Below are 19,852 nucleotides of genomic sequence, written 5' to 3' on the forward strand. Positions count from 1 at the left end.
GGACCGCATGACCACCGCGTACGACACTCCCGTTGTCCTGGACCGTCGCGAGGGCCCCTACGGCGAGGTGGTGCTGCGCCGGCACGGGGAGTTGCTCCAGATCATCGCCAACGGGTGCTTCCTGATGGACACTTCGGACGGGCGCTCGGAGCGGCTGCTGGTCGACGCCGCGTACGCCGCGCTCGACGGGCGGCCCCGACCGGACGTGCTGATCGGCGGGTTGGGCGTGGGTTTCTCGCTCGCGCACGCCGCCGGCGACCCCCGCTGGGGCCGGATCACGGTCGTGGAGCGGGAGCCCGCGATCGTCGAATGGCACCTCTCCGGACCGCTGTCGGAGCTCTCCGCGTCCGCTCTGGCCGACCCGCGGACCGACATTCTGAAAACGGAGCTGGTCGCATTCGTCAATGAGACTTGCGACACATTCGACGTACTCTGCCTCGACATCGACAACGGGCCCGGCTGGACCGTCACCGACAGCAACGACCACCTCTACTCACCGGCCGGACTGGCAAGCTGCGCAAGGGTGTTGAGGCCTGGCGGGGTGCTCGCCGTATGGTCGGCACAGCCCTCTCCGGAATTTGAGCGAACCTTATGGAATGCCGGGTTCCAACAGGTGCGTACCGAAGAGATCCCCGTTGCCCGAGGAGTTCCCGACGTGGTGCACCTCGCCGTACGACCTGGATAGCAAAGGGGTTGCCGCTGCCCGTACCCTGCTTCCCTGACGCGGATCATTCAAGCGTCAAGCGCAGTCATGGGATCACCCCACTGGTTCCGGAAAGCACACTTCAGGGGCGGGCGATGGAGCAGACACACACCTCCCACAACGGCGCGGCCACGGCCACGCCGGGCGCGCAGCGCCGGGTGCTCGTGGTCGAGGACGATGCGACGATCGTCGACGCCATCGCGGCCCGTTTGCGCGCCGAGGGATTTCTCGTGCAAACCGCGGGTGACGGCCCCTCGGCCGTCGACACCGCCGAGGCCTGGCAGCCCGATCTGCTGATCCTCGACATCATGCTGCCCGGCTTCGACGGCCTGGAGGTCTGCCGCCGGGTGCAGGCCGCCCGCCCGGTGCCGGTGCTGATGCTCACCGCGCGCGACGACGAGACCGACATGCTGGTCGGGCTCGGGGTCGGCGCCGACGACTACATGACCAAGCCGTTCTCGATGCGGGAGCTGGCCGCGCGGGTGCACGTCCTGCTGCGCCGCGTGGAGCGTGCCGTGGTGGCCGCGTCCACCCCGCGCTCGGGCATCCTGCGCCTCGGCGAGCTGGAGATCGACCACGCGCAGCGCCGGGTACGGGTGCGCAGCGAGGACGTACACCTGACGCCCACCGAGTTCGACCTGCTGGTCTGCCTGGCGAACACCCCGCGTGCCGTGCTCTCCCGCGAGCAGCTGCTCGCCGAGGTCTGGGACTGGGCGGACGCCTCCGGCACCCGTACCGTCGACAGCCACATCAAGGCGCTGCGCCGGAAGATCGGCGCCGAGCGGATCCGCACGGTCCACGGCGTCGGCTACGCACTGGAGACACCGACGCCATGAACGAAGGGCAGACGTCACGGAGGAGCCCCGGGGAGCCCTGGGGCGGCGTACGCCCGTTCTCGATCAAGACCAAGCTGGGCGCACTGGTGGTCATCTCGGTGCTCATCACCACCGGGCTGATGGTGATCGCCATGCGCACGGCGACGGAGCTGCGCTTCATCACGGTCTTCTCGATGATCGCCACACTGCTGATAACGCAGTTCGTGGCCCATTCGCTCACCGCGCCGCTGGACGAGATGAACACGGTGGCCCGGTCGATCTCGCGCGGTGACTACACCCGCCGGGTGCGCGAGAACCGCCGCGACGAACTGGGCGACCTGGCCGAGACGATCAACGTCATGGCCGACGAGCTGGAGGCCCAGGAGCGCCAGCGCAAGGAACTAGTCGCCAACGTCTCGCACGAGCTGCGCACCCCCATCGCGGGCCTGCGCGCCGTACTGGAGAACGTCGTCGACGGCGTCTCGGCCGCCGACCCGGAGACCATGCGGACGGCCCTGAAGCAGACCGAGCGGCTCGGGCGGCTCGTCGAGACGCTGCTGGACCTCTCCCGCCTGGACAACGGCGTCGTACCGCTGAGGACGCGCCGCTTCGAGGTGTGGCCGTATCTCTCGGGCGTGCTCAAGGAGGCCAACATGGTCTCCTCCGCGCGCGCGGGCATCGCGTCCGGCTCGGGCAGCCACACACGTACGGACGTCCATCTCCACCTGGACGTGTCCCCGCCGGAGCTGACCGCGCTCGCGGACCCGGAGCGCATCCACCAGGTCGTCGCCAACCTGATCGACAACGCGGTGAAGCACAGCCCGGCGCACGGGCGCGTGACGGTCAAGGCGCGGCGCGGGCCGCTGCCGGACTCGCTGGAGCTGGAGGTCCTGGACGAGGGACCCGGCATCCCGAAGGCGCAGTGGCACCAGATCTTCGAGCGGTTCAACCGGGGAGCGGTGAGCTCGCCCCACGGTCCCGGCAGCGACGGCGGTACGGGCCTCGGCCTGGCGATCGCCCGCTGGGCGGTGGACCTGCACGGCGGCCGGATCGGTGTGGCCGAATCCGACCGCGGCTGCAGGATTATCGTCACCCTTCCGGGACTGTCATCCGTGCCAAGTTGACGTAAAGTTCGAACCGGAGCCCCAAGATCCACGGCGGTCCGCGCTGACGGACACGTGTGATCAGGCACAGGCCCGCGCCGTTCGTGCGCCCGGCCCGCACCGAAACACCCCTTCCGTAGCGGAACCACGCTTGTTTCCCGCCATTTCGGCCCCTGAAACACACTTTCCGGTGTGACTTACACGACGATGGACCGGCCCGACCTGACCTTCGTGGTCATGGGGGCGTAGCCTTAATTCCCGCTGTCCATCACCTTGTGAAGCGGAAGAGGGCGGTTGCCGCCGTGTCGTCACAGTCCCCCAGTAACTCGACCATCTCGACCGAGTCCGACCAAGCCGCGGGTAAGAATCCCGCGGCAGCGTTCGGCCCCAACGAGTGGCTCGTCGACGAGATCTATCAGCAGTACCTCCAGGATCCGAACTCGGTAGACCGAGCCTGGTGGGACTTCTTCGCCGACTACAAGCCGGGCGCGGCTGCCGCCCCGACCTCGACTTCGGCGGGTACTGCGGCCGCGGGGGCCGCAGGGACCTCCACCCCGGCCGCACCGGTGGCCCCGGCTCCGGCTGCTCCCGCCGCGCCCGCCGCCCCGGCGGTCCCCGCGCCGGCGCCCGCAGCCGCCGCTCCGGCCCCGGCTCCGGCTCCCGTCGCCGCTCCGGCCCCCGTGAAGGCCGTGGCCCCGGCTCCGGCCGCTCAGCCGAAGAAGGCCGAGCCCGCGACCGAGGCCCCCGCCGGCCCCGAGTACGTGACGCTGCGCGGCCCCGCCGCCGCGGTCGCGAAGAACATGAACGCCTCGATCGAGGTGCCCACGGCCACGTCCGTGCGCGCGGTCCCGGTGAAGCTGCTCTTCGACAACCGCATCGTCATCAACAACCACCTGAAGCGCGCCCGGGGCGGGAAGATCTCCTTCACCCACCTCATCGGCTACGCGATGGTGCAGGCCATCAAGGCCATGCCGTCGATGAACTACTCCTTCGCGGAGAAGGACGGCAAGCCGACCCTGGTCAAGCCGGAGCACGTCAACTTCGGTCTCGCCATCGACCTGGTGAAGCCGAACGGCGACCGCCAGCTCGTCGTCGCCGGCATCAAGAAGGCCGAGACGCTGAACTTCTTCGAGTTCTGGCAGGCCTACGAGGACATCGTCCGCCGCGCCCGCGACGGCAAGCTGACGATGGACGACTTCACCGGCGTCACCGTCTCGCTGACCAACCCCGGCGGCCTCGGCACGGTCCACTCGGTCCCGCGTCTGATGCCCGGTCAGTCGGTCATCATGGGCGTCGGTTCCATGGACTACCCGGCGGAGTTCCAGGGCACCAGCCAGGACACCCTGAACAAGCTCGGCATCTCGAAGGTCATGACGCTCACGTCGACCTACGACCACCGGGTCATCCAGGGCGCCGCCTCCGGCGAGTTCCTGCGGATCGTCGCGAACCTCCTGCTCGGCGAGAGCGGCTTCTACGACGAGATCTTCGAGTCGCTGCGGATCCCGTACGAGCCGGTCCGCTGGCTCAAGGACATCGACGCGTCGCACGACAACGACGTGACGAAGGCCGCCCGCGTCTTCGAGCTGATCCACTCCTACCGGGTCCGCGGCCACGTCATGGCCGACACCGACCCGCTGGAGTACCGCCAGCGCAAGCACCCCGACCTGGACATCACCGAGCACGGCCTCACCCTGTGGGACCTGGAGCGGGAGTTCGCGGTCGGCGGCTTCGCCGGCAAGTCCCTGATGAAGCTGCGCGACATCCTCGGCGTGCTGCGCGACTCTTACTGCCGCACCACGGGCATCGAGTTCATGCACATCCAGGACCCGAAGCAGCGCAAGTGGATCCAGGACCGCATCGAGCGCTCGCACTCCAAGCCGGAGCGCGAGGAGCAGCTGCGCATCCTGCGCCGCCTGAACGCGGCGGAGGCCTTCGAGACCTTCCTCCAGACGAAGTACGTAGGCCAGAAGCGCTTCTCGCTCGAAGGCGGCGAGTCGGTCATCCCGCTCCTCGACGCGGTCATCGACAGCGCGGCCGAGTCGCGCCTCGACGAGGTCGTCATCGGCATGGCCCACCGAGGCCGGCTCAACGTTCTCGCGAACATCGTCGGCAAGTCGTACGCCCAGATCTTCCGCGAGTTCGAGGGCAACCTCGACCCGAAGTCGATGCACGGCTCCGGCGACGTGAAGTACCACCTGGGCGCCCAGGGCACCTTCACCGGCCTGGACGGCGAGCAGATCAAGGTCACGCTCGCGGCGAACCCCTCCCACCTGGAGACGGTCGACCCGATCATCGAGGGCATCGTCCGCGCCCGCCAGGACATCATCAACAAGGGCGGCACGGACTTCACGGTCCTGCCGGTCGCCCTGCACGGTGACGCGGCCTTCGCGGGCCAGGGCGTGGTGGCCGAGACGCTCAACATGTCGCAGCTGCGCGGCTACCGCACGGGCGGCACGGTCCACATCGTCATCAACAACCAGGTCGGCTTCACCGCGGCCCCCGAGTCCTCGCGTTCCTCCATGTACGCGACGGACGTGGCCCGCATGATCGAGGCCCCGATCTTCCACGTGAACGGCGACGACCCGGAGGCCGTGGTCCGTGTGGCCCGCCTGGCCTTCGAGTTCCGTCAGGCGTTCAACAAGGACGTGGTGATCGACCTCATCTGCTACCGCCGTCGCGGTCACAACGAGTCGGACAACCCGGCCTTCACCCAGCCCCTGATGTACGACCTGATCGACAAGAAGCGCTCGGTGCGCAAGCTCTACACCGAGTCGTTGATCGGCCGTGGCGACATCACCCTTGAGGAAGCCGAGCAGGCCCTCCAGGACTACCAGGGCCAGCTGGAGAAGGTCTTCACCGAGGTCCGCGAGGCGACGGCCCAGCCCGGCGCCGCGCCGATGCCGGACCCGCAGGCGGAGTTCCCGGTCGCGGTCTCCACCGCGATCTCCTCGGAGGTCGTCAAGCGCATCGCCGAGTCCCAGGTCAACATCCCGGACAACTTCCACGTCCACCCGCGCCTGCTGCCCCAGTTGCAGCGCCGGGCGACGATGGTCGAGGACGGGACGATCGACTGGGGCATGGGCGAGACGCTCGCGATCGGCTCCCTGCTCCTTGAGGGCACCCCGGTGCGCCTCTCCGGCCAGGACTCCCGACGGGGCACCTTCGGCCAGCGCCACGCGGTCCTCATCGACCGCCAGACGGGCGAGGACTACACCCCGCTCCAGTACCTCGCCGAGGACCAGGCGCGTTACAACGTCTACGACTCGCTGCTCTCCGAGTACGCGGTCATGGGCTTCGAGTACGGCTACTCGCTCGCCCGCCCGGACGCGCTGGTGATGTGGGAGGCGCAGTTCGGCGACTTCGTCAACGGCGCGCAGTCGGTGGTCGACGAGTACATCTCGGCGGCGGAGCAGAAGTGGGGCCAGACGTCCGGCGTCACGCTCCTGCTCCCCCACGGCTACGAGGGCCAGGGCCCGGACCACTCCTCGGCCCGCGTCGAGCGCTTCCTCCAGCTCTGCGCGCAGAACAACATGACGGTCGCGATGCCGACCCTCCCGTCGAACTACTTCCACCTCCTGCGGTGGCAGGTGCACAACCCGCACCACAAGCCGCTGGTGGTCTTCACCCCGAAGTCGATGCTGCGCCTGAAGGCCGCCGCGTCGAAGACGGAGGAGTTCACGACGGGCCAGTTCCGCCCGGTCATCGGCGACGAGACGGTGACGGACCCCGCGGCCGTCCGCAAGGTCGTCTTCGTCACCGGCAAGCTGTACTACGACCTGGAGGCCGAGCGCGCCAAGCGCGGCACCACGGACGTGGCGATCATCCGCGTCGAGCGCCTGTACCCGCTGCCGGGTGCGGAGCTTCAGGCGGAGGTCAACAAGTACCCGAACGTCGAGAAGTACCTGTGGGCCCAGGAGGAGCCGGCCAACCAGGGTGCCTGGCCGTTCATCGCCCTCAACCTGATCGACCACCTGGACCTGGCGGTCGGCGCGGACGTTCCCCACGGGGAGCGGCTGCGGCGCATCTCGCGCCCGCACAGCTCGTCCCCCGCGGTCGGTTCCGCGAAGCGGCACCAGGCGGAGCAGGAGCAGTTGGTGCGGGAGGTCTTCGAGGCGTAACCGCCCCGAACCCGTCGTACGCGGCCGGGCCGCACCCCCACTCCGGGGGGTGCGGCCCGGCCGTTTGCGCGCACTTATCCTTGACCCATGTACTTCACGGACCGTGGCATCGAGGAACTGGAGAAGCGGCGCGGCGAGGAAGAGGTCACCTTCGAGTGGCTCGCCGAGCAGCTGCGGACGTTCGTCGATCTGAACCCGGACTTCGAGGTCCCGGTGGAGCGCCTGGCGACCTGGCTGGCCCGGCTGGACGACGAGGACGACGACGAGTAGCAGTTCCTACGACGGCCCGTCGCGCCCCCTGTGTCAGTCGCGCGGGCAGGCCAGGCCGTAGGCGATGCCGAGCGTCCCGTAGGCCAGGAGCAGTGCCCCCGCGGCGGTCCAGCCCGCGCTGCGGCGCCGTAGGCCCCAGGCCGTGAGCGGGACGCCCACCGTCAGCTGGGCGACGGACAGGGCGCTGGTCGCGTATGTGCCGGACCAGGGGAGCCAGGGGCCCAGGCGGCTGTTGTCGACGGCTTTGAGGTCCGTTTCGAGTTCCCTGCGGACCGCCTCGCGCCAGTTCGACCGCTCGATCTGCCGGGCGTCCGGGCGGATGCGGGTGATCTCGCGGAGGCGGTCGGACGGTTCGCCGGGGGTGAGGCCTGTCGGAAGGGCCACTCCCGCGCGCGTGAGGACCGCCAGGAGGCCGCGCAGGCGGGCGCGGGCGTCGGCCTCGGGGTCCGGTTTCGTCAGCTGGTCCAGGGACTGGAGATCCAGTACGGGGTCCAGGGCCAGGCGGGCGGCGAAGGTGCGCATCGCCTCGTCCTCGCCGGCGGGGGTGCCGTCGGCGAGCCAGACGTAGCCGACGGGACGGCGGAAACCCGAGGCCAAGGTGTAACCGGCGCGGTCGGCGTCCCACCACAGGGCGAGTACGGGCCAGGGGGCGCCGACGGCGAGCGCGGCGGCCCAGCCGGTGAGGACGCGGTCGACGGGTTCGCCGCCGTGCAGCCAGGGCTTGCCCTCGGGGACGAGCACGCTCCAGTCGTCGCCCGCGCGGGTCAGCAGCATGCGCTCGCGGAGCAGATGTGCCGCCGGAGCGACGGAATCCGGCTCCGCGCGGCAGAGCAGCAGCGCGCCCGGGCCGGCAGCGGCCCGGCGTCCGACCTGGGACTTCTCCGTGGACATGGTCACACGCTAGGGCAATACGCACCTTTCCGCCGGTCGTTGGACGGCCGGGGCCGATCGGCGATCACCGAAACGAGTGTCTTGACTTTCCACATCCGCGATATATCGTGTTTCTTGGAAGACGCGATATGGCGCGTCGCGTCCGATCCTGTCCCGTCCGTGTCCGATCCCGTCCCGTCCGGTTCGACCGAGGAGGTCTGATCATGTCCGAGTGGTCCGTCGCAGAGCCCAGGAAGCTCACGTTCGACGAGCCCGTGAGCGATCTCCATGTACGCATCGTCAACGGAACGGTGAACGTCGTGGGGACCGACGAGGGTTCCGCCCGCCTCGAGATCTCCGAGATCGACGGGCCGCCCCTGGTGGTGACCCAGCAGCACGGCACCCTGACGGTGGCGTACGAGGACCTGCCCTGGAAGGGCTTCCTCAAGTGGCTCGACCGCAAGGGCTGGCGGCGCAGCGCGGTGGTCTCCCTGGCGGTTCCGGCGAGCACCCGGGTCGAGGTCGGGGTGGTCGGCGCGGCGGCTGTCGTCTCCGGTATCAGCGGGCCTTCGGTGGTGCGGGGCGTCACGGGCGACACCACCCTCGTCAGCCTCTCCGGCCCGGTCCGCGCGGAGACGGTCTCCGGGAACCTGGAGGCCCAGGCCGTCACCGGCGACCTCCGCTTCAACTCCGTCTCCGGCGACCTCACCGTCGTCGAGGGTTCGGGGACCTCGGTGCGAGCCGAGTCGGTGAGCGGCTCCATGATCGTGGACCTCGACCCGGACGGCCCGACCGACGTCCGGCTGACCAATGTCTCGGGCGAGATCGCCATCCGGCTGCCGCACCCGGCGGACGCGGACGTCGAGGCGAACACGGCGAGCGGTTCCATCTCCAACGCCTTCGACGGACTGCGGGTGCACGGCCAGTGGGGCGCCCACAAGATCACCGGCCGCCTCGGCGCGGGCACCGGAAAGCTGCGTGCCACGACCGTCTCCGGTTCGATCGCCCTGCTGCGCCGGCCGGCCGCGGAGGACGAGGGAGAGGGCGCCGAGGACTATGTGAACGATGCCCCCGTGAGCGGGGCCCAGGGCGACTCGGGGGACAATTCCGTTTCCGGCCCGGACGATGCCTCCGGCAGCGCCTCGGCCGACGGCACGACCGACAAGAAGGTGCTCTGACATGCCTCCCGTCTTCGCCCACGGCCGCCTCCGCCTCTACCTGCTGAAGCTGCTGGACGAGGCCCCACGCCACGGCTACGAGGTGATCCGCCTCCTGGAGGAGCGCTTCCAGGGGCTGTACGCGCCGTCGGCGGGCACGGTCTACCCGCGCCTGGCCAAGCTGGAGGCCGAGGGCCTGGTCACCCACACCACCGAGGGCGGCCGGAAGGTGTACGCCATCACGGACGCCGGCCGCGCCGAACTGGCCGACCGCAGCGGCGAGTTGGCCGACCTGGAGCTGGAGATCCGCGAGTCCGTCGCCGAGTTGGCCGCCGAGATCCGGGCCGATGTCCGGGGCGCGGCGGGCGACCTGCGGCGCGAGATGCGCGCGGCGGCCTCCGAGGCCCGGCGGGGCACCGGAAGCGCGCGGGCTCGCGGCGGTGAACACGAGGGCAGCGCCGGGGACTTCACGGACTTCGGCGACAAGGAGTCGTGGCGCGCCGCCAAGGAGGAGATGCGCCGCGCCAAGCAGGAGTGGAAGGAGCAGGCCCGGCGCGCCAAGGACGAGAGCCGGCGGGCCCGCGAGGAGGCCCAGCAGGCCCGGCGCCAGGCCAAGGAGGCGCAGGCGCGGGCATGGGCCCAGGCCCAGGAGGAGATGCAGCGCATCGGCCGCCAGGTCCAGGAGCACGCCCAGGACCACTTCGCACGCGGCGACTGGCCCACGGGCGTACGGGAGAGCCTGACCGAACTGGCAAAGGAGTTCGGGGACTTCGGGAAGGAGTTCGGCAAGGACTTCGGGTTCGGGGGGCGGCCCGGTGCGGGTAAGTCGGCTTCGGCTCCTGCGCCCGGGGCATCCGCGCCCGAGTACGGCCAGACCCCGGAGGACTTCCCCGCCGAGTACGAACCCGCCTGGGCCCACGAGGACTCCACCGGCGACCCGGCCCGCGATCTGGACCGGCTGCTCGACCGCTTCCGGGACGACATCCGGGACGCGGCCCGCGACCGCGGTGTCACCGAGGACCAACTCCGCGACACCCGCCGCCACTTGAGCGCGGCGGCGGCGCACATCGGGGCGATACTGCGGGGCGGCCGTAAGGCCTGAACCGAGGCGGAGAAGCACAGGCGCAGGTGGTGCGCCCCGGCATCAGGCCCAGGCCCAGGCGCACCCCCCTGCCGCTCGGCTCACCTCTGCTTGAGCCCGTCCCCGCCCCTCACCCCGTCCCCGCTCCTCACCCCGCCTTCGCCTCTCCCCCGACGCCGTAAAGGACCCGTGTCGCCGCCTCGTGGGTCACCCCGTGGTCGGCGAGCACCTCGCCCGACACCCCGGGGAGGATGGTCAGGGCGAGGAGGAGGTGCTCGTCGCCGATGTGCCGGTCGTGGTGGGCGACGGCGATGCGCAGGGATTTCTCCAGGACGTTCTTGGCACCCCGGCCGAAGGTACGGCGGCCCGACCACCACTCCCCGCCCCTGCGGTCGCCGGACATCGCCCCGACGCCGTGCACCTCCTCGACCCGGGCGACGATCTCCGAGACGTCGATGCCGAGTCCGGCAAGGGCGTCGGCCTCGGACTGCGAGAGCCCGGCCCGTCGGCGCGCGTCGCCCAGAGCCTGCCGTAGGGACTCCTTGCGTTCTTCGGTGGTGAGGCCGAGTGCGGTCAGGGTGAAGGAGGCGCGGCTGCCCTCGCGGTCGAGGAGTGCCAGGAGCAGATGTTCGGCCTCGACGGAACCGGAACCGGTCCTGGCTCGCTCGCAGTGCTCCACCGCGCCGCGCACCACGGCGCGGGCGTCCTTCGTGAACCGTTCGAACATCACTGCCTCCCGTACTTCTTGTGGACGGCCTGCCTGCTGACTCCGAGTTCCGCGGCGATCTCCTGCCACGACCAGCCCTGATTGCGCGCGGCGCGCACCTGCACCGCCTCCAGCTGCTCCACGAGCTTGCGCAGCGCGGACACGGCACGGAGGCCGACCCGTGGGTCACGGTCACCCGCGCGTTCGGCGAGATCCGTTGCTTCGGTCATGACGTCAACCTACGTTGACAGACACCCACCTGTCAATCAAAGTTGACAAACAGGTGCCGCTGCACGGCGACGGCCGGCCCGGGAGACCGGACCGGCCGTCGAAGGGAAATACCAGGGAGCGTCAGCCGTTCGTGAGCACGATCTTGCCGAACTGCCCGCCGGAGTCGAGGCGTTCGAAGCCCTCGCGGGCCCGGTCCAGCGGGAGGACCTCGTCGATGACCGGGCGGACACCGGTCGCGGCGCAGAAGGCGAGCAGGTCCTCCAGCTCGTCCTTGGTGCCCATGGTCGAGCCGACGACCTTGAGTTCGAGGAAGAAGATGCGGGTCAGTTCGGCGTGCGAGGGGCGGTCGCCGCTCGTGGCACCGGAGATGACGAGCGTGCCGCCCGGCTTCAGCGACTTGACCGAGTGGGACCAGGTGGCCGCGCCGACGGTCTCGATGACGGCGTCCACGCGCTGCGGCAGCCGGGCCCCCGGCTCCACCGCCTCCAGCGCGCCCAGTTCCAGCGCCCGCTTCCGCTTGGCCTCGTCCCGGCTGGTCGCGAAGACCCGCAGCCCGGCCGCCTTCGCGAGCACGATCGCGGCCGTGGCGACCCCGCCGCCCGCGCCCTGCACGAGCACCGAGTCGCCGGGCCGTACGCCGGAGTTGGTGAAGAGCATGCGGTACGCCGTCAGCCAGGCCGTGGGCAGACAGGCGGCCTCGGCGAAGGACAGCTCCTTCGGCTTGGGCAGCACGTTCCACGTCGGTACGGCGACCTGCTCGGCGAAGGTGCCCTGATAGTGCTCGGTGAGGATGGAACGGGGTTCCCTGGGGCCGACGCCGTGGCCGGTCTGGCCGATGACGGAGTGCAGGACGACCTCGTTGCCGTCCTCGTCGACGCCGGCGGCGTCGCAGCCGAGGATCATCGGCAGCTTGTCCTCGGCGAGGCCCACGCCGCGCAGGGACCACAGGTCGTGGTGGTTGAGGGAGGCGGCCCTGACATCGATCGTGCTCCAGCCCGGCCGGGCCTCGGGGGCGGGGCGCTCCCCCAACTCAAGGCCGGAGAGCGGCTGGTCGCGGTCGATTCGGGCGGCGTAGACGGCGAACATGACCTTGACCATAGGCTCCGCCGGTGGCGCGGGGAACTACCTCGCGGTGTGACACATGCCCTCTTGCGCACGCGTGCGGTGTTCCTGGGGGGCCGCGCCCCCAGACCCCCGCGACTGCCTGAGACCGCCGACCGGCCTCAGCCCCCACAGGCAAGGCCCGCCTTCGAACGCGCCGAACGGGCGGGCGGGTGGGAAAGGGGCCGAGCGACCACGACCCTCGGCCGCCGACGAAACCCGAGCCGCCCACGGGACACGCCCACCCCTCACGTCACCCGAACGGGCGGGCGGGTGGGCAAAAAAATGGCCCCGCCCAAACCGGGCGGGGCCAGATACAGCTACCGGCGGGCAACGCCCTCCGCCCGCGCCGCCGCCGCGACAGCCGCGGTGACCGCAGGGGCGACGCGCTCGTCGAACGGTGACGGGATGACGTAGTCCGCGGCGAGGTCGTCCCCGACGACACCCGCCAGCGCCTCGGCCGCCGCGATCTTCATGCCCTCGGTGATCCGAGAGGCCCGCACCTGGAGCGCGCCCGCGAAGATGCCCGGGAACGCCAGCACGTTGTTGATCTGGTTCGGGAAGTCGGACCGGCCCGTGGCGACGACCGCCGCGTACTTGTGCGCCACGTCGGGGTGCACCTCGGGGTCCGGGTTGGCCATGGCGAAGACGAACGCGCCCTCGGCCATCGAGGCGACGGCCGGCTCCGGGACCGTACCGCCGGAGACACCGATGAAGACGTCGGCGCCTTCCAGCGCCGCTTCCAGCGTCCCGGAGAGCCCGGCCTTGTTGGTCAGCTCGGCGAGCTCGCGCTTGACGGGCGTGAGGTCGTCCCGGTCGCGCGAGACGACACCCTTGCGGTCCGCGACCGCGACGTCGCCGAGCCCGGCCTCCAGCAGGAACTTGGCGATGGCCACCCCGGCCGCGCCCGCGCCGGAGATGACGGCCCGCAGGTCGCCCAGCTCGCGCCCGGTCAGCTTCGCCGCGTTGCGCAGCGCCGCCAGCGTCACGATCGCCGTACCGTGCTGGTCGTCGTGGAAGACCGGGATGTCGAGCCGCTCCTGGAGCCTGCGCTCGATCTCGAAGCAGCGCGGCGCCGAGATGTCCTCCAGGTTGACGCCCCCGAAGGAGGGCGCGAGCCGCACCACGGTCTCGATGATCTCGTCGACGCCGGTGCAGTCCAGCGCGATCGGCACCGCGTCCACGCCGCCGAACTGCTTGAACAGGATCGCCTTGCCCTCCATGACGGGGAGGGAGGCCTCGGGACCGATGTCGCCGAGTCCGAGCACGGCCGTACCGTCCGTCACGACGGCGACGACGGACGACTTCCAGGTGTAGTCGTGGACGAGTTCCGGCTGCTCCGCGATGGCGGTGCACACGCGCGCGACGCCGGGTGTGTACGCCAGGGACAGGTCGTCCTTGTCGCGGATCGGCACGGTGGCCTGCACGGCCATCTTGCCGCCGCGGTGCAGCGCGAACGCAGGATCGAAGGAATCGAGGGGCTCGGCCCCGCCGTCCTGATCCGTACTGCTGTCGCTGCGAGGATTGACGATCTCCGCTGCCACTTTGTCTTACCCCTTAGGTCTTCATTGATTTGAGGGTGGCCACTCCCTGGTGAGGGGTGGGCGGGCACCGCGCAGGGCCCAGAGAGTTGATGCGTACGAGCACCTGCGCGACGGGCGCGCCGCACACGCGCCCTGAGCCCCGGATGAGGGGTGTAAAGAACCTTCTTACCGGACGGACACCACCGAGGACGAGTCCAATAGGCGCAAGGTCACATCTCGTGGTCCGAGGGCGGAACGATGATCGATCACATCGTGAGACATGACGAAGATCTTCCGGCCGGAAGGGGAGATTCCAGCAGATGGTCCGTGATCAGGGCGTCCTGATGTGCCGACCTGATGCGATTCGGGGTTCACCCGTTATCCGATTTTGACATAGCGGGTCCCCTGAATGGTTCAGTCCGAATGGCAAGATGCCCTAATCACACGAGGTCGCGACACCCGAAGGTGTGTGTTCTCGTCGACCCGTCGGCACCGCCATCCATTCGCCGGAGGAACCCATCATGACCGCACGCTTCACCCGTCGTACGACCGCCCCGCACACCCGGCTGGCAGCGGTCGGTGCGATCGCGGTCGCCGGCTCCCTGCTGCTCGCCGGCTGCGGCGACCAGACGGACAAGAGCAGCAGCTCGGACTCGTCGTCGTCCTCCTCGGCTCCGCTCGCGAGCAAGCTCCCCGCCGACATCCGCAAGGCGGGTGTCATCCAGGTCGGTTCGGACATCGCGTACCCGCCGGTCGAATACATGGACAACGGCAAGGCCGTCGGCATCGACCCCGACATCGCGGACGCGCTCGGCAAGCAGCTGGGCGTCAAGTTCGAGTTCCAGAACGGCAAGTTCGACAACCTGATCGTGGGCCTCCAGGCCAAGCGCTTCCAGGTGCTGATGTCGGCGATGAACGACACCAAGGCCCGCCAGGACGGCGTCGACTCGGACACCGGCAAGAAGGTCGGCGACGGTGTCGACTTCGTCGACTACTTCACCGCCGGTACGTCGATCCTCGTCCAGAAGGGCAACCCGAAGGGCATCAAGTCGCTCGACGACCTGTGCGGCAAGGTCGTGGCCCTGCAGAAGGGCACCACGTCCGAGGGCATCGCCAAGACGCAGAGCAAGAAGTGTACGACCGACGGCAAGAAGGCCATCAGCCTGCAGACCTTCGACACCGACCCCGAGGCGCTGCTCCGCCTGAAGCAGGGCGCGTCCGTCGCCGACCTGAACGACTTCCCGGTGGCGGCCTACAACGCGAAGACCTCCAACGGCGGCAAGGACTTCGAGGTCGTCGGCGACCAGATCGAGGCGGGCCCGTACGGCATCGCCGTCGGCAAGAGCAACACCCAGCTGCGCGACGCCCTCCAGGCCGCCCTCGCCGCGATCATGAAGAACGGCGAGTACACCAAGATCCTGCAGAAGTGGAACGTCACGGACGGCGCGGTCACCGAGGCCAAGATCAACGGCGGCTCCTGATCCCGCGCGACGCTGAAAGGCAGTCACCGTGACTGAGATTTCCGACCGGGTGCCTCCACCGGCCCCCTCGATACCGCCCGAGCAGATCAAGGCCATCCCGGTGCGCCACTACGGCCGCTGGGTGGCCGGTGTCGTGGTCGTGGGCCTCCTGGTGCTGATCGGGATCGCGTTCTCCAACGCGAAGATCAACTACAGCGTGATCCCCGATTACCTCTTCGACCCGGGCATCGTGGCCGGCGCGTGGACCACGCTGTACATCTCGGTGCTCGCGATGCTCCTCGGAGTCGTACTCGGCGTGATCCTCGCCGTGATGCGGCTGTCGTCGAACCCGGTCACCAGCACGGTGGCCTGGTTCTACATCTGGTTCTTCCGCGGCACCCCGGTCCTGGTTCAGCTCCTGCTCTGGTACAACATCTCGCTCGTCTTCCCCATCCTGAACCTGGGGTTCTACAAGGACGAGATGAACCAGGTGATGACACCGGTCCTGACGGCGCTGCTCGGACTCGGCCTGAACGAGGCCGCGTACATGTCCGAGATCGTCCGGGCCGGCATCCAGTCGGTCGACGAGGGGCAGACGGAGGCGTCGCACGCGCTGGGCATGACGCAGGGCAAGACGCTGCGCCGGGTGGTCCTCCCGCAGGCGATGCGGGTCATCATCCCGCCGACCGGCAACGAGTTCATCAACATGCTGAAGACCTCGTCCCTGGCCTACGCCGTCCAGCTCCCCGAGCTGATCAAGAAGGCCACGGACATCTCCAGCACCTCGCTGGCGGTCGTCGAGATGTACTTCGTGGCGTGCATCTGGTACCTGTTCCTGACCACGGTCTTCAGCATCGGCCAGTACTACATCGAGCGCCGTTACGCCCGTGGTTCGAGCCGCAGTCTGCCGCCGACGCCGCTCCAGCGGATGCGGAAGTACCTCCGCATGTTCGGTTCGTTCCGCCGCCCGGAGGTGGCCCGATGACCAGTCTCGCCAAGGACATCGCCCCGGGCACCGGCGGCCACCCGATGGTCAGGGCCGAGGCCGTGCACAAGTCGTTCGGGCTCGCGCACATCCTCAAGGGCATCGACCTGGAGGTGAACCCGCGCGAGGTGTTCTGCCTGGTCGGCCCCTCCGGTTCCGGCAAGTCCACCTTCCTGCGGTGCATCAACCACCTGGAGAAGATCAGCGCCGGGCGGCTCTACGTCGACGGCCGGCTGGTCGGCTACCGGCAACAGGGCGACAAGCTCTACGAGTTGAAGGAGAAGGAGGTCTCCGCGCAGCGGCGGGACATCGGCATGGTGTTCCAGCGCTTCAACCTCTTCCCGCACATGACGGCGCTGGAGAACGTCATGGAGGCACCGGTCCAGGTCAAGCGCGAGACCAAGGCCGTGGCCCGGGAACGGGCACAGCAGCTGCTCGACCGCGTGGGCCTCGCCGACCGCAAGGACCACTATCCGGCGCAGCTGTCCGGCGGTCAGCAGCAGCGGGTGGCGATCGCCCGGGCGCTGGCGATGCAGCCCAAGCTGATGCTCTTCGACGAGCCGACCTCGGCGCTCGACCCGGAGCTGGTCGGCGAGGTGCTGGACGTGATGCGGGACCTCGCGGCGGACGGCATGACGATGATCGTCGTCACCCACGAGATGGGCTTCGCCCGCGAGGTCGGCGACTCGCTGGTCTTCATGGACGACGGCGTGGTGGTCGAATCCGGCCACCCGCGCGAGGTACTGACGAACCCTCAGCACGAGCGGACGAAGTCGTTCCTGTCGAAGGTCCTCTGACCCGCAGTCCACTGAAAAGGGTTGGTGCGGAAGGGAATTCCCTTCCGCACCAACCCTTTTCATCCGCACATGACTCAGTGCAGGTATGTCGTCCAGCCCTGGCCCGGCACATAGACCTGGTGTCCGCGCTTCTCGATGATGTCGCGCGAGTCGCAGGTCGCCGTGCTGGTGCCCGTACCGCTGATGGTCTTTCCGTATTTGTTCGACCGGTAGAACGTGTCGGTGTAGATGCAGCCGACATAGGCCCGGACCTTGCGGCCGCAGGGATTCTTGGTGAAGTTCACCGTGTACGACTTGCCGCTGGTCGATCCGCTGACGCTGACCGTACAACTCGGGTCGGCCTGGGCCCCCGCCACGAATACCGGAAGGCCGCTGAAGGCCAGCACCGATACCGCGCCGACGACGATTCTCTGCTTGAGTTTCACGATGTCCCCCTGAATGCGCGGCCGAGGCTCACTTGGCGCTGATGTACCCGGTGTAGGTGTAGGAGATGAACTGCGCGGCACCGCGCGGCCCGTCCTGGATGAAGCCCGTGAACAGCACGTAGTTCTGCGGACCTTCCTTGAAGTCGTAGTCGCAGACCTTCGGCGCGTTGAAGGCGCCGTCGGTGTCGGCGCACTGCCCGACCCGGCCCGATCCGTCCATCGCCTTCCACTTCACGACGGCACGCATACCGTCCTTGCGAAGGTCGTTGACGATGAACTTGTCTCCGTCGGCGTCGAAACAGATGTCATAGACGGATGCCTGATCCACGGCACATGTCTTGCTCGCCGCACTGGCGGGAGTACTCGCCAGCAAAGTCCCAGCAGCCGCGATGGTCAGCGCGGCGACTGCGGACAAAGGCCGAAACTTCATTTGGGACCTTTCCCCACTCCAAGCCCCCCGTGGACTTGGAGTGAGCATTGGATCACTACCCAAATGGAGAAGCAAGCAATTTGCTTGAGTAACTACGCGATCCTGATGGGCATTTCGGATATACCGGAACCCCGACTCCTACTTCAGCGCCAGCAACAACGTGTCCGCCGGCGAGCACCACACCGCCCGCGCCTCCCCGAACCCCTTCTCGCGGAGCACGCGCGCGTGCCATGCGGCCGAGGGCATGTCGCCGTCCGCGTGGGCGCCGTAGATCTCGAAGCGGCGGGCGGTCGGTTCGGCGAGGACCGGGTCCTGGGCGGCGAGTTGCCACCACTCGGCCCAGTCGAGGGCGCCGTTCTTCTGGGCCTGTTCCATGCGGGCCTGGCTGCGGGTGCGCTCGATCGCGTTGATCCGGGGCGTGGTGTCGTCGATCATGTGGTCGGCGTTCATGAACACGCCGCCGTAGCGGACGAGTTCGGCGAGTTGGCCGTAGAGGGCGGCGAGGGGTTCGGAGTGCAGCCAGTGAAGCGCCGTGGCGGTGAGGACCACGTCGTACGAGTCGTACGGCAGACTCGTCGTCCACCGCGGGTCCTTGAGGTCGGCCGTGACGAAGGAGACCCGTTCGTCGCCCTCGAAGGTCCCGCGGGCGACGGTGAGGAGGGCGGGATCGAGGTCGACGCCGGTGCTGGTGGCGTTCGGGAAGCGGGCCAGCAGCCGGGCCGTGATGCTGCCGGTGCCGCAGGCGAGGTCGAGGACGCGCGGCTCGGGCCCGACGCAGGCCTCGACCATGTCGAGCATGATCCGGAAGCGGTCCTCCCGGTCGGGCATGTACCACTCCTGCTGCCGGTCCCAGCTCTCCTGCCAGGACTGCCAGTCGGTTCCGACACCGGTCGTCATGAGGACCCCCTGTCCACGCGCCGTCACAATGCCACTGCCGTAATACCCTGGAAGCACGATCAGCTGTTACCCGACCGCATCCACGACCATAGAGCGCCTCCGTAAGGACTACAAGTGGAACTGGCCTATTACTCGGACTATGCCGTACGCCTCGTCAACACCGAGGAACCGGCCCGGGGCAAGGACGTCCTGACCTCGGTCGAGGCCGTGCGGGACCTGTTCGGCACCAACAAGGAGGCGGCCCGCCGGGCCACCGACGCCGACGTCACCCGTTTCCGTTCGGTCCGGGCGCGGCTGCGGGCGGTCTTCGAGGCGGCCGACGGCGGCGACGAGACCCTCTCCGTGAACCTGCTGAACTCGCTCCTGCTGGAGTTCCCGGTCAGCCCGCAGATCTCCGGGCACAACTTCCGCGACGAGGACGGCCGCCCGCTGTGGCACATGCACCTCGCCGACCACCCGTCGAACGCGACCGCCGGCTACGCGGCCATCGCGGCGATGGGCCTCGCCTTCCACCTCACCGAGTACGGCGTCGACCGCCTGGGCCTGTGCGAGGCGCCCCCGTGCCGCAACGCCTACCTCGACACCTCGACCAACCGCTCCCGGCGCTACTGCTCGGACCGCTGCGCGACCCGCGCCAACGTGGCCGCCTACCGGGCCCGGAAGCGCCTGGAGGCCGACCGGTCGGACAGGACGGGCCTGGCGGCCGAGAGCGCCCAGCGGGCGAGCGCGAGCGGCGAACGCTGACCGGGCCTGAGCGGCCGGTACCGGAAGCGCACCCTGCCCAGCACCAGATCCTCGGGCACGGTGCCGTAGTCGGTACTGTCCCCACCCGCGAACGCGTTGTCCCCGAGCACCCACCAGCCGCCGTCCCGCCGCTCCACGGCCCGCTTGACGACCAGCAGGTCCTGCTGGAACGGATGCCGCAGCACGACGATGTCCCCGGGCCTGACCCTGGCACCGTACTGGACCACGAGCAGATCCCCGTGGACCAGCGTCGGCACCATGGACGGCCCGGTCACCTCGGCCGTCCCGAAGGGCAGTACGGCCCTCCCGCGCTCGGTCTCCTGCGACAGCTCCGGCATCCCCGGCACCTCCCCGGTCCTATCCTCCACCAGTCTGAGTCCGACCCCGTACTTTTGTCCTAAGCCCATGGGGGCACTCGCGAAATCAGCTTCTCCAG

General features: G+C 69.2%; 20 protein-coding genes. 11 read left to right on the forward strand and 9 right to left on the reverse strand.

Annotated features, from left to right (window positions below; all coding sequences use genetic code 11):
* Nucleotides 1-7 precede the first annotated feature (7 nt).
* The 5 genes from ACQHII_RS16515 to ACQHII_RS16535 all read left to right on the forward strand — a co-directional run bounded on the left by ACQHII_RS16515 (nucleotide 8) and on the right by ACQHII_RS16535 (nucleotide 7,009).
* On the forward strand, nucleotides 8-685 hold the full coding sequence (locus ACQHII_RS16515; RefSeq protein ID WP_427920024.1) for a spermidine synthase: 678 nt from the start codon (nucleotides 8-10) through the stop codon (nucleotides 683-685).
* 113 nt (nucleotides 686-798) lie between these two features.
* Nucleotides 799-1,539, forward strand: coding sequence for a response regulator transcription factor (locus ACQHII_RS16520; RefSeq protein WP_427920025.1), 741 nt, complete (start codon nucleotides 799-801; stop codon nucleotides 1,537-1,539).
* Nucleotides 1,536-2,642 (forward strand): HAMP domain-containing sensor histidine kinase, encoded by a 1,107-nt coding sequence (locus ACQHII_RS16525; protein ID WP_427920026.1) that lies wholly within the window; start codon nucleotides 1,536-1,538, stop codon nucleotides 2,640-2,642. The genes ACQHII_RS16520 and ACQHII_RS16525 overlap by 4 nt, the downstream gene beginning before the upstream one ends.
* Nucleotides 2,643-2,923: 281 nt before the next feature.
* The gene (locus ACQHII_RS16530) at nucleotides 2,924-6,739 is read left to right on the forward strand and encodes a multifunctional oxoglutarate decarboxylase/oxoglutarate dehydrogenase thiamine pyrophosphate-binding subunit/dihydrolipoyllysine-residue succinyltransferase subunit (RefSeq protein ID WP_427920027.1); all 3,816 of its coding nucleotides are present in this window, start codon (nucleotides 2,924-2,926) and stop codon (nucleotides 6,737-6,739) included.
* 87 nt (nucleotides 6,740-6,826) lie between these two features.
* Complete coding sequence (locus ACQHII_RS16535; RefSeq protein WP_019075209.1) at nucleotides 6,827-7,009, forward strand: DUF6104 family protein; 183 nt, start codon at nucleotides 6,827-6,829, stop codon at nucleotides 7,007-7,009.
* 33 nt (nucleotides 7,010-7,042) lie between these two features.
* Here ACQHII_RS16535 and ACQHII_RS16540 read toward each other — a convergent pair whose 3' ends face one another.
* Complete coding sequence (locus tag ACQHII_RS16540) at nucleotides 7,043-7,900, reverse strand: hypothetical protein (RefSeq protein ID WP_427920028.1); 858 nt, start codon at nucleotides 7,898-7,900, stop codon at nucleotides 7,043-7,045.
* Between the two features lie 203 nt (nucleotides 7,901-8,103).
* On the opposite strand from ACQHII_RS16540, the gene ACQHII_RS16545 reads away from it, so the two are divergent.
* On the forward strand, nucleotides 8,104-9,057 hold the full coding sequence (locus ACQHII_RS16545; RefSeq protein WP_427920029.1) for a DUF4097 family beta strand repeat-containing protein: 954 nt from the start codon (nucleotides 8,104-8,106) through the stop codon (nucleotides 9,055-9,057).
* 1 nt (nucleotide 9,058) lies between these two features.
* The gene (locus ACQHII_RS16550; RefSeq protein ID WP_427920030.1) at nucleotides 9,059-10,138 is read left to right on the forward strand and encodes a helix-turn-helix transcriptional regulator; all 1,080 of its coding nucleotides are present in this window, start codon (nucleotides 9,059-9,061) and stop codon (nucleotides 10,136-10,138) included.
* A gap of 127 nt (nucleotides 10,139-10,265) precedes the next feature.
* Here the strand turns inward: ACQHII_RS16550 and ACQHII_RS16555 are convergent, their stop codons facing one another.
* The 4 genes from ACQHII_RS16555 to ACQHII_RS16570 all read right to left on the reverse strand — a co-directional run bounded on the left by ACQHII_RS16555 (nucleotide 10,266) and on the right by ACQHII_RS16570 (nucleotide 13,699).
* A complete protein-coding gene (locus ACQHII_RS16555) occupies nucleotides 10,266-10,844 on the reverse strand; it encodes a Clp protease N-terminal domain-containing protein (protein ID WP_427920031.1) in 579 nt (192 codons plus the stop codon).
* On the reverse strand, nucleotides 10,844-11,053 hold the full coding sequence (locus tag ACQHII_RS16560) for a helix-turn-helix domain-containing protein (protein ID WP_359602372.1): 210 nt from the start codon (nucleotides 11,051-11,053) through the stop codon (nucleotides 10,844-10,846). Before ACQHII_RS16560 ends, ACQHII_RS16555 begins: the two co-directional genes overlap by 1 nt.
* 121 nt (nucleotides 11,054-11,174) lie before the next feature.
* A complete protein-coding gene (locus ACQHII_RS16565; RefSeq protein WP_262055718.1) occupies nucleotides 11,175-12,140 on the reverse strand; it encodes a zinc-binding dehydrogenase in 966 nt (321 codons plus the stop codon).
* 335 nt (nucleotides 12,141-12,475) lie between these two features.
* Entirely contained in the window at nucleotides 12,476-13,699 is a 1,224-nt protein-coding gene (locus ACQHII_RS16570; RefSeq protein WP_381242901.1) for an NAD(P)-dependent malic enzyme, read from the reverse strand.
* Nucleotides 13,700-14,199: 500 nt separating this feature from the next.
* On the opposite strand from ACQHII_RS16570, the gene ACQHII_RS16575 reads away from it, so the two are divergent.
* From ACQHII_RS16575 to ACQHII_RS16585, 3 genes are read left to right on the forward strand one after another with little or no spacing between them, the layout of a single operon-like run.
* The gene (locus ACQHII_RS16575) at nucleotides 14,200-15,159 is read left to right on the forward strand and encodes an ABC transporter substrate-binding protein (protein ID WP_427920032.1); all 960 of its coding nucleotides are present in this window, start codon (nucleotides 14,200-14,202) and stop codon (nucleotides 15,157-15,159) included.
* Between the two features lie 28 nt (nucleotides 15,160-15,187).
* Nucleotides 15,188-16,123 carry an amino acid ABC transporter permease gene (locus ACQHII_RS16580; protein WP_427920033.1) on the forward strand — a complete coding sequence of 312 codons (936 nt, stop codon included), beginning with the start codon at nucleotides 15,188-15,190 and terminating at the stop codon, nucleotides 16,121-16,123.
* Nucleotides 16,120-16,920: an amino acid ABC transporter ATP-binding protein gene (locus ACQHII_RS16585; protein ID WP_427920034.1), complete on the forward strand. Its 801-nt coding sequence runs from the start codon at nucleotides 16,120-16,122 to the stop codon at nucleotides 16,918-16,920. Before ACQHII_RS16580 ends, ACQHII_RS16585 begins: the two co-directional genes overlap by 4 nt.
* 74 nt (nucleotides 16,921-16,994) lie before the next feature.
* Here ACQHII_RS16585 and ACQHII_RS16590 read toward each other — a convergent pair whose 3' ends face one another.
* The 3 genes from ACQHII_RS16590 to ACQHII_RS16600 form a co-directional block, all read right to left on the reverse strand.
* Nucleotides 16,995-17,345 carry a hypothetical protein gene (locus ACQHII_RS16590; RefSeq protein WP_427920035.1) on the reverse strand — a complete coding sequence of 117 codons (351 nt, stop codon included), beginning with the start codon at nucleotides 17,343-17,345 and terminating at the stop codon, nucleotides 16,995-16,997.
* 28 nt (nucleotides 17,346-17,373) lie between these two features.
* Nucleotides 17,374-17,673, reverse strand: a complete 300-nt coding sequence (locus ACQHII_RS16595) for a hypothetical protein (protein WP_427920036.1) — start codon at nucleotides 17,671-17,673, stop codon at nucleotides 17,374-17,376.
* A 240-nt stretch (nucleotides 17,674-17,913) separates the two neighbouring features.
* On the reverse strand, nucleotides 17,914-18,672 hold the full coding sequence (locus ACQHII_RS16600) for a class I SAM-dependent methyltransferase (protein ID WP_427920037.1): 759 nt from the start codon (nucleotides 18,670-18,672) through the stop codon (nucleotides 17,914-17,916).
* Between the two features lie 114 nt (nucleotides 18,673-18,786).
* Here ACQHII_RS16600 and ACQHII_RS16605 point away from each other — a divergent pair, with 114 nt between their 5' ends.
* Entirely contained in the window at nucleotides 18,787-19,416 is a 630-nt protein-coding gene (locus tag ACQHII_RS16605; RefSeq protein ID WP_427920038.1) for a CGNR zinc finger domain-containing protein, read from the forward strand.
* On the opposite strand, the gene sodX is transcribed toward ACQHII_RS16605, so the two are convergent.
* Nucleotides 19,320-19,754 carry a nickel-type superoxide dismutase maturation protease gene (gene sodX / locus ACQHII_RS16610; RefSeq protein ID WP_427920039.1) on the reverse strand — a complete coding sequence of 145 codons (435 nt, stop codon included), beginning with the start codon at nucleotides 19,752-19,754 and terminating at the stop codon, nucleotides 19,320-19,322. The genes ACQHII_RS16605 and sodX overlap by 97 nt on opposite strands.
* Between the last annotated feature and the right edge of the window lie 98 nt (nucleotides 19,755-19,852).

This window comes from Streptomyces sp. cg40, assembly GCF_050320165.1.
GTDB classification, from domain to species: Bacteria; Actinomycetota; Actinomycetes; order Streptomycetales; family Streptomycetaceae; genus Streptomyces; species Streptomyces hokutonensis.

Coding starts and splice junctions, on each gene's coding strand:
- ACQHII_RS16515 (WP_427920024.1), top strand. CDS start 8: ATGACCACCGCGTACGACACTCCCGTTGTCCTGGACCGTCGCGAGGGC.
- ACQHII_RS16520 (WP_427920025.1), top strand. CDS start 799: ATGGAGCAGACACACACCTCCCACAACGGCGCGGCCACGGCCACGCCG.
- ACQHII_RS16525 (WP_427920026.1), top strand. CDS start 1,536: ATGAACGAAGGGCAGACGTCACGGAGGAGCCCCGGGGAGCCCTGGGGC.
- ACQHII_RS16535 (WP_019075209.1), top strand. CDS start 6,827: ATGTACTTCACGGACCGTGGCATCGAGGAACTGGAGAAGCGGCGCGGC.
- ACQHII_RS16540 (WP_427920028.1), bottom strand. CDS start 7,900: ATGTCCACGGAGAAGTCCCAGGTCGGACGCCGGGCCGCTGCCGGCCCG.
- ACQHII_RS16545 (WP_427920029.1), top strand. CDS start 8,104: ATGTCCGAGTGGTCCGTCGCAGAGCCCAGGAAGCTCACGTTCGACGAG.
- ACQHII_RS16550 (WP_427920030.1), top strand. CDS start 9,059: ATGCCTCCCGTCTTCGCCCACGGCCGCCTCCGCCTCTACCTGCTGAAG.
- ACQHII_RS16555 (WP_427920031.1), bottom strand. CDS start 10,844: ATGTTCGAACGGTTCACGAAGGACGCCCGCGCCGTGGTGCGCGGCGCG.
- ACQHII_RS16560 (WP_359602372.1), bottom strand. CDS start 11,053: ATGACCGAAGCAACGGATCTCGCCGAACGCGCGGGTGACCGTGACCCA.
- ACQHII_RS16565 (WP_262055718.1), bottom strand. CDS start 12,140: ATGTTCGCCGTCTACGCCGCCCGAATCGACCGCGACCAGCCGCTCTCC.
- ACQHII_RS16575 (WP_427920032.1), top strand. CDS start 14,200: ATGACCGCACGCTTCACCCGTCGTACGACCGCCCCGCACACCCGGCTG.
- ACQHII_RS16585 (WP_427920034.1), top strand. CDS start 16,120: ATGACCAGTCTCGCCAAGGACATCGCCCCGGGCACCGGCGGCCACCCG.
- ACQHII_RS16600 (WP_427920037.1), bottom strand. CDS start 18,672: ATGACGACCGGTGTCGGAACCGACTGGCAGTCCTGGCAGGAGAGCTGG.
- sodX (WP_427920039.1), bottom strand. CDS start 19,754: ATGCCGGAGCTGTCGCAGGAGACCGAGCGCGGGAGGGCCGTACTGCCC.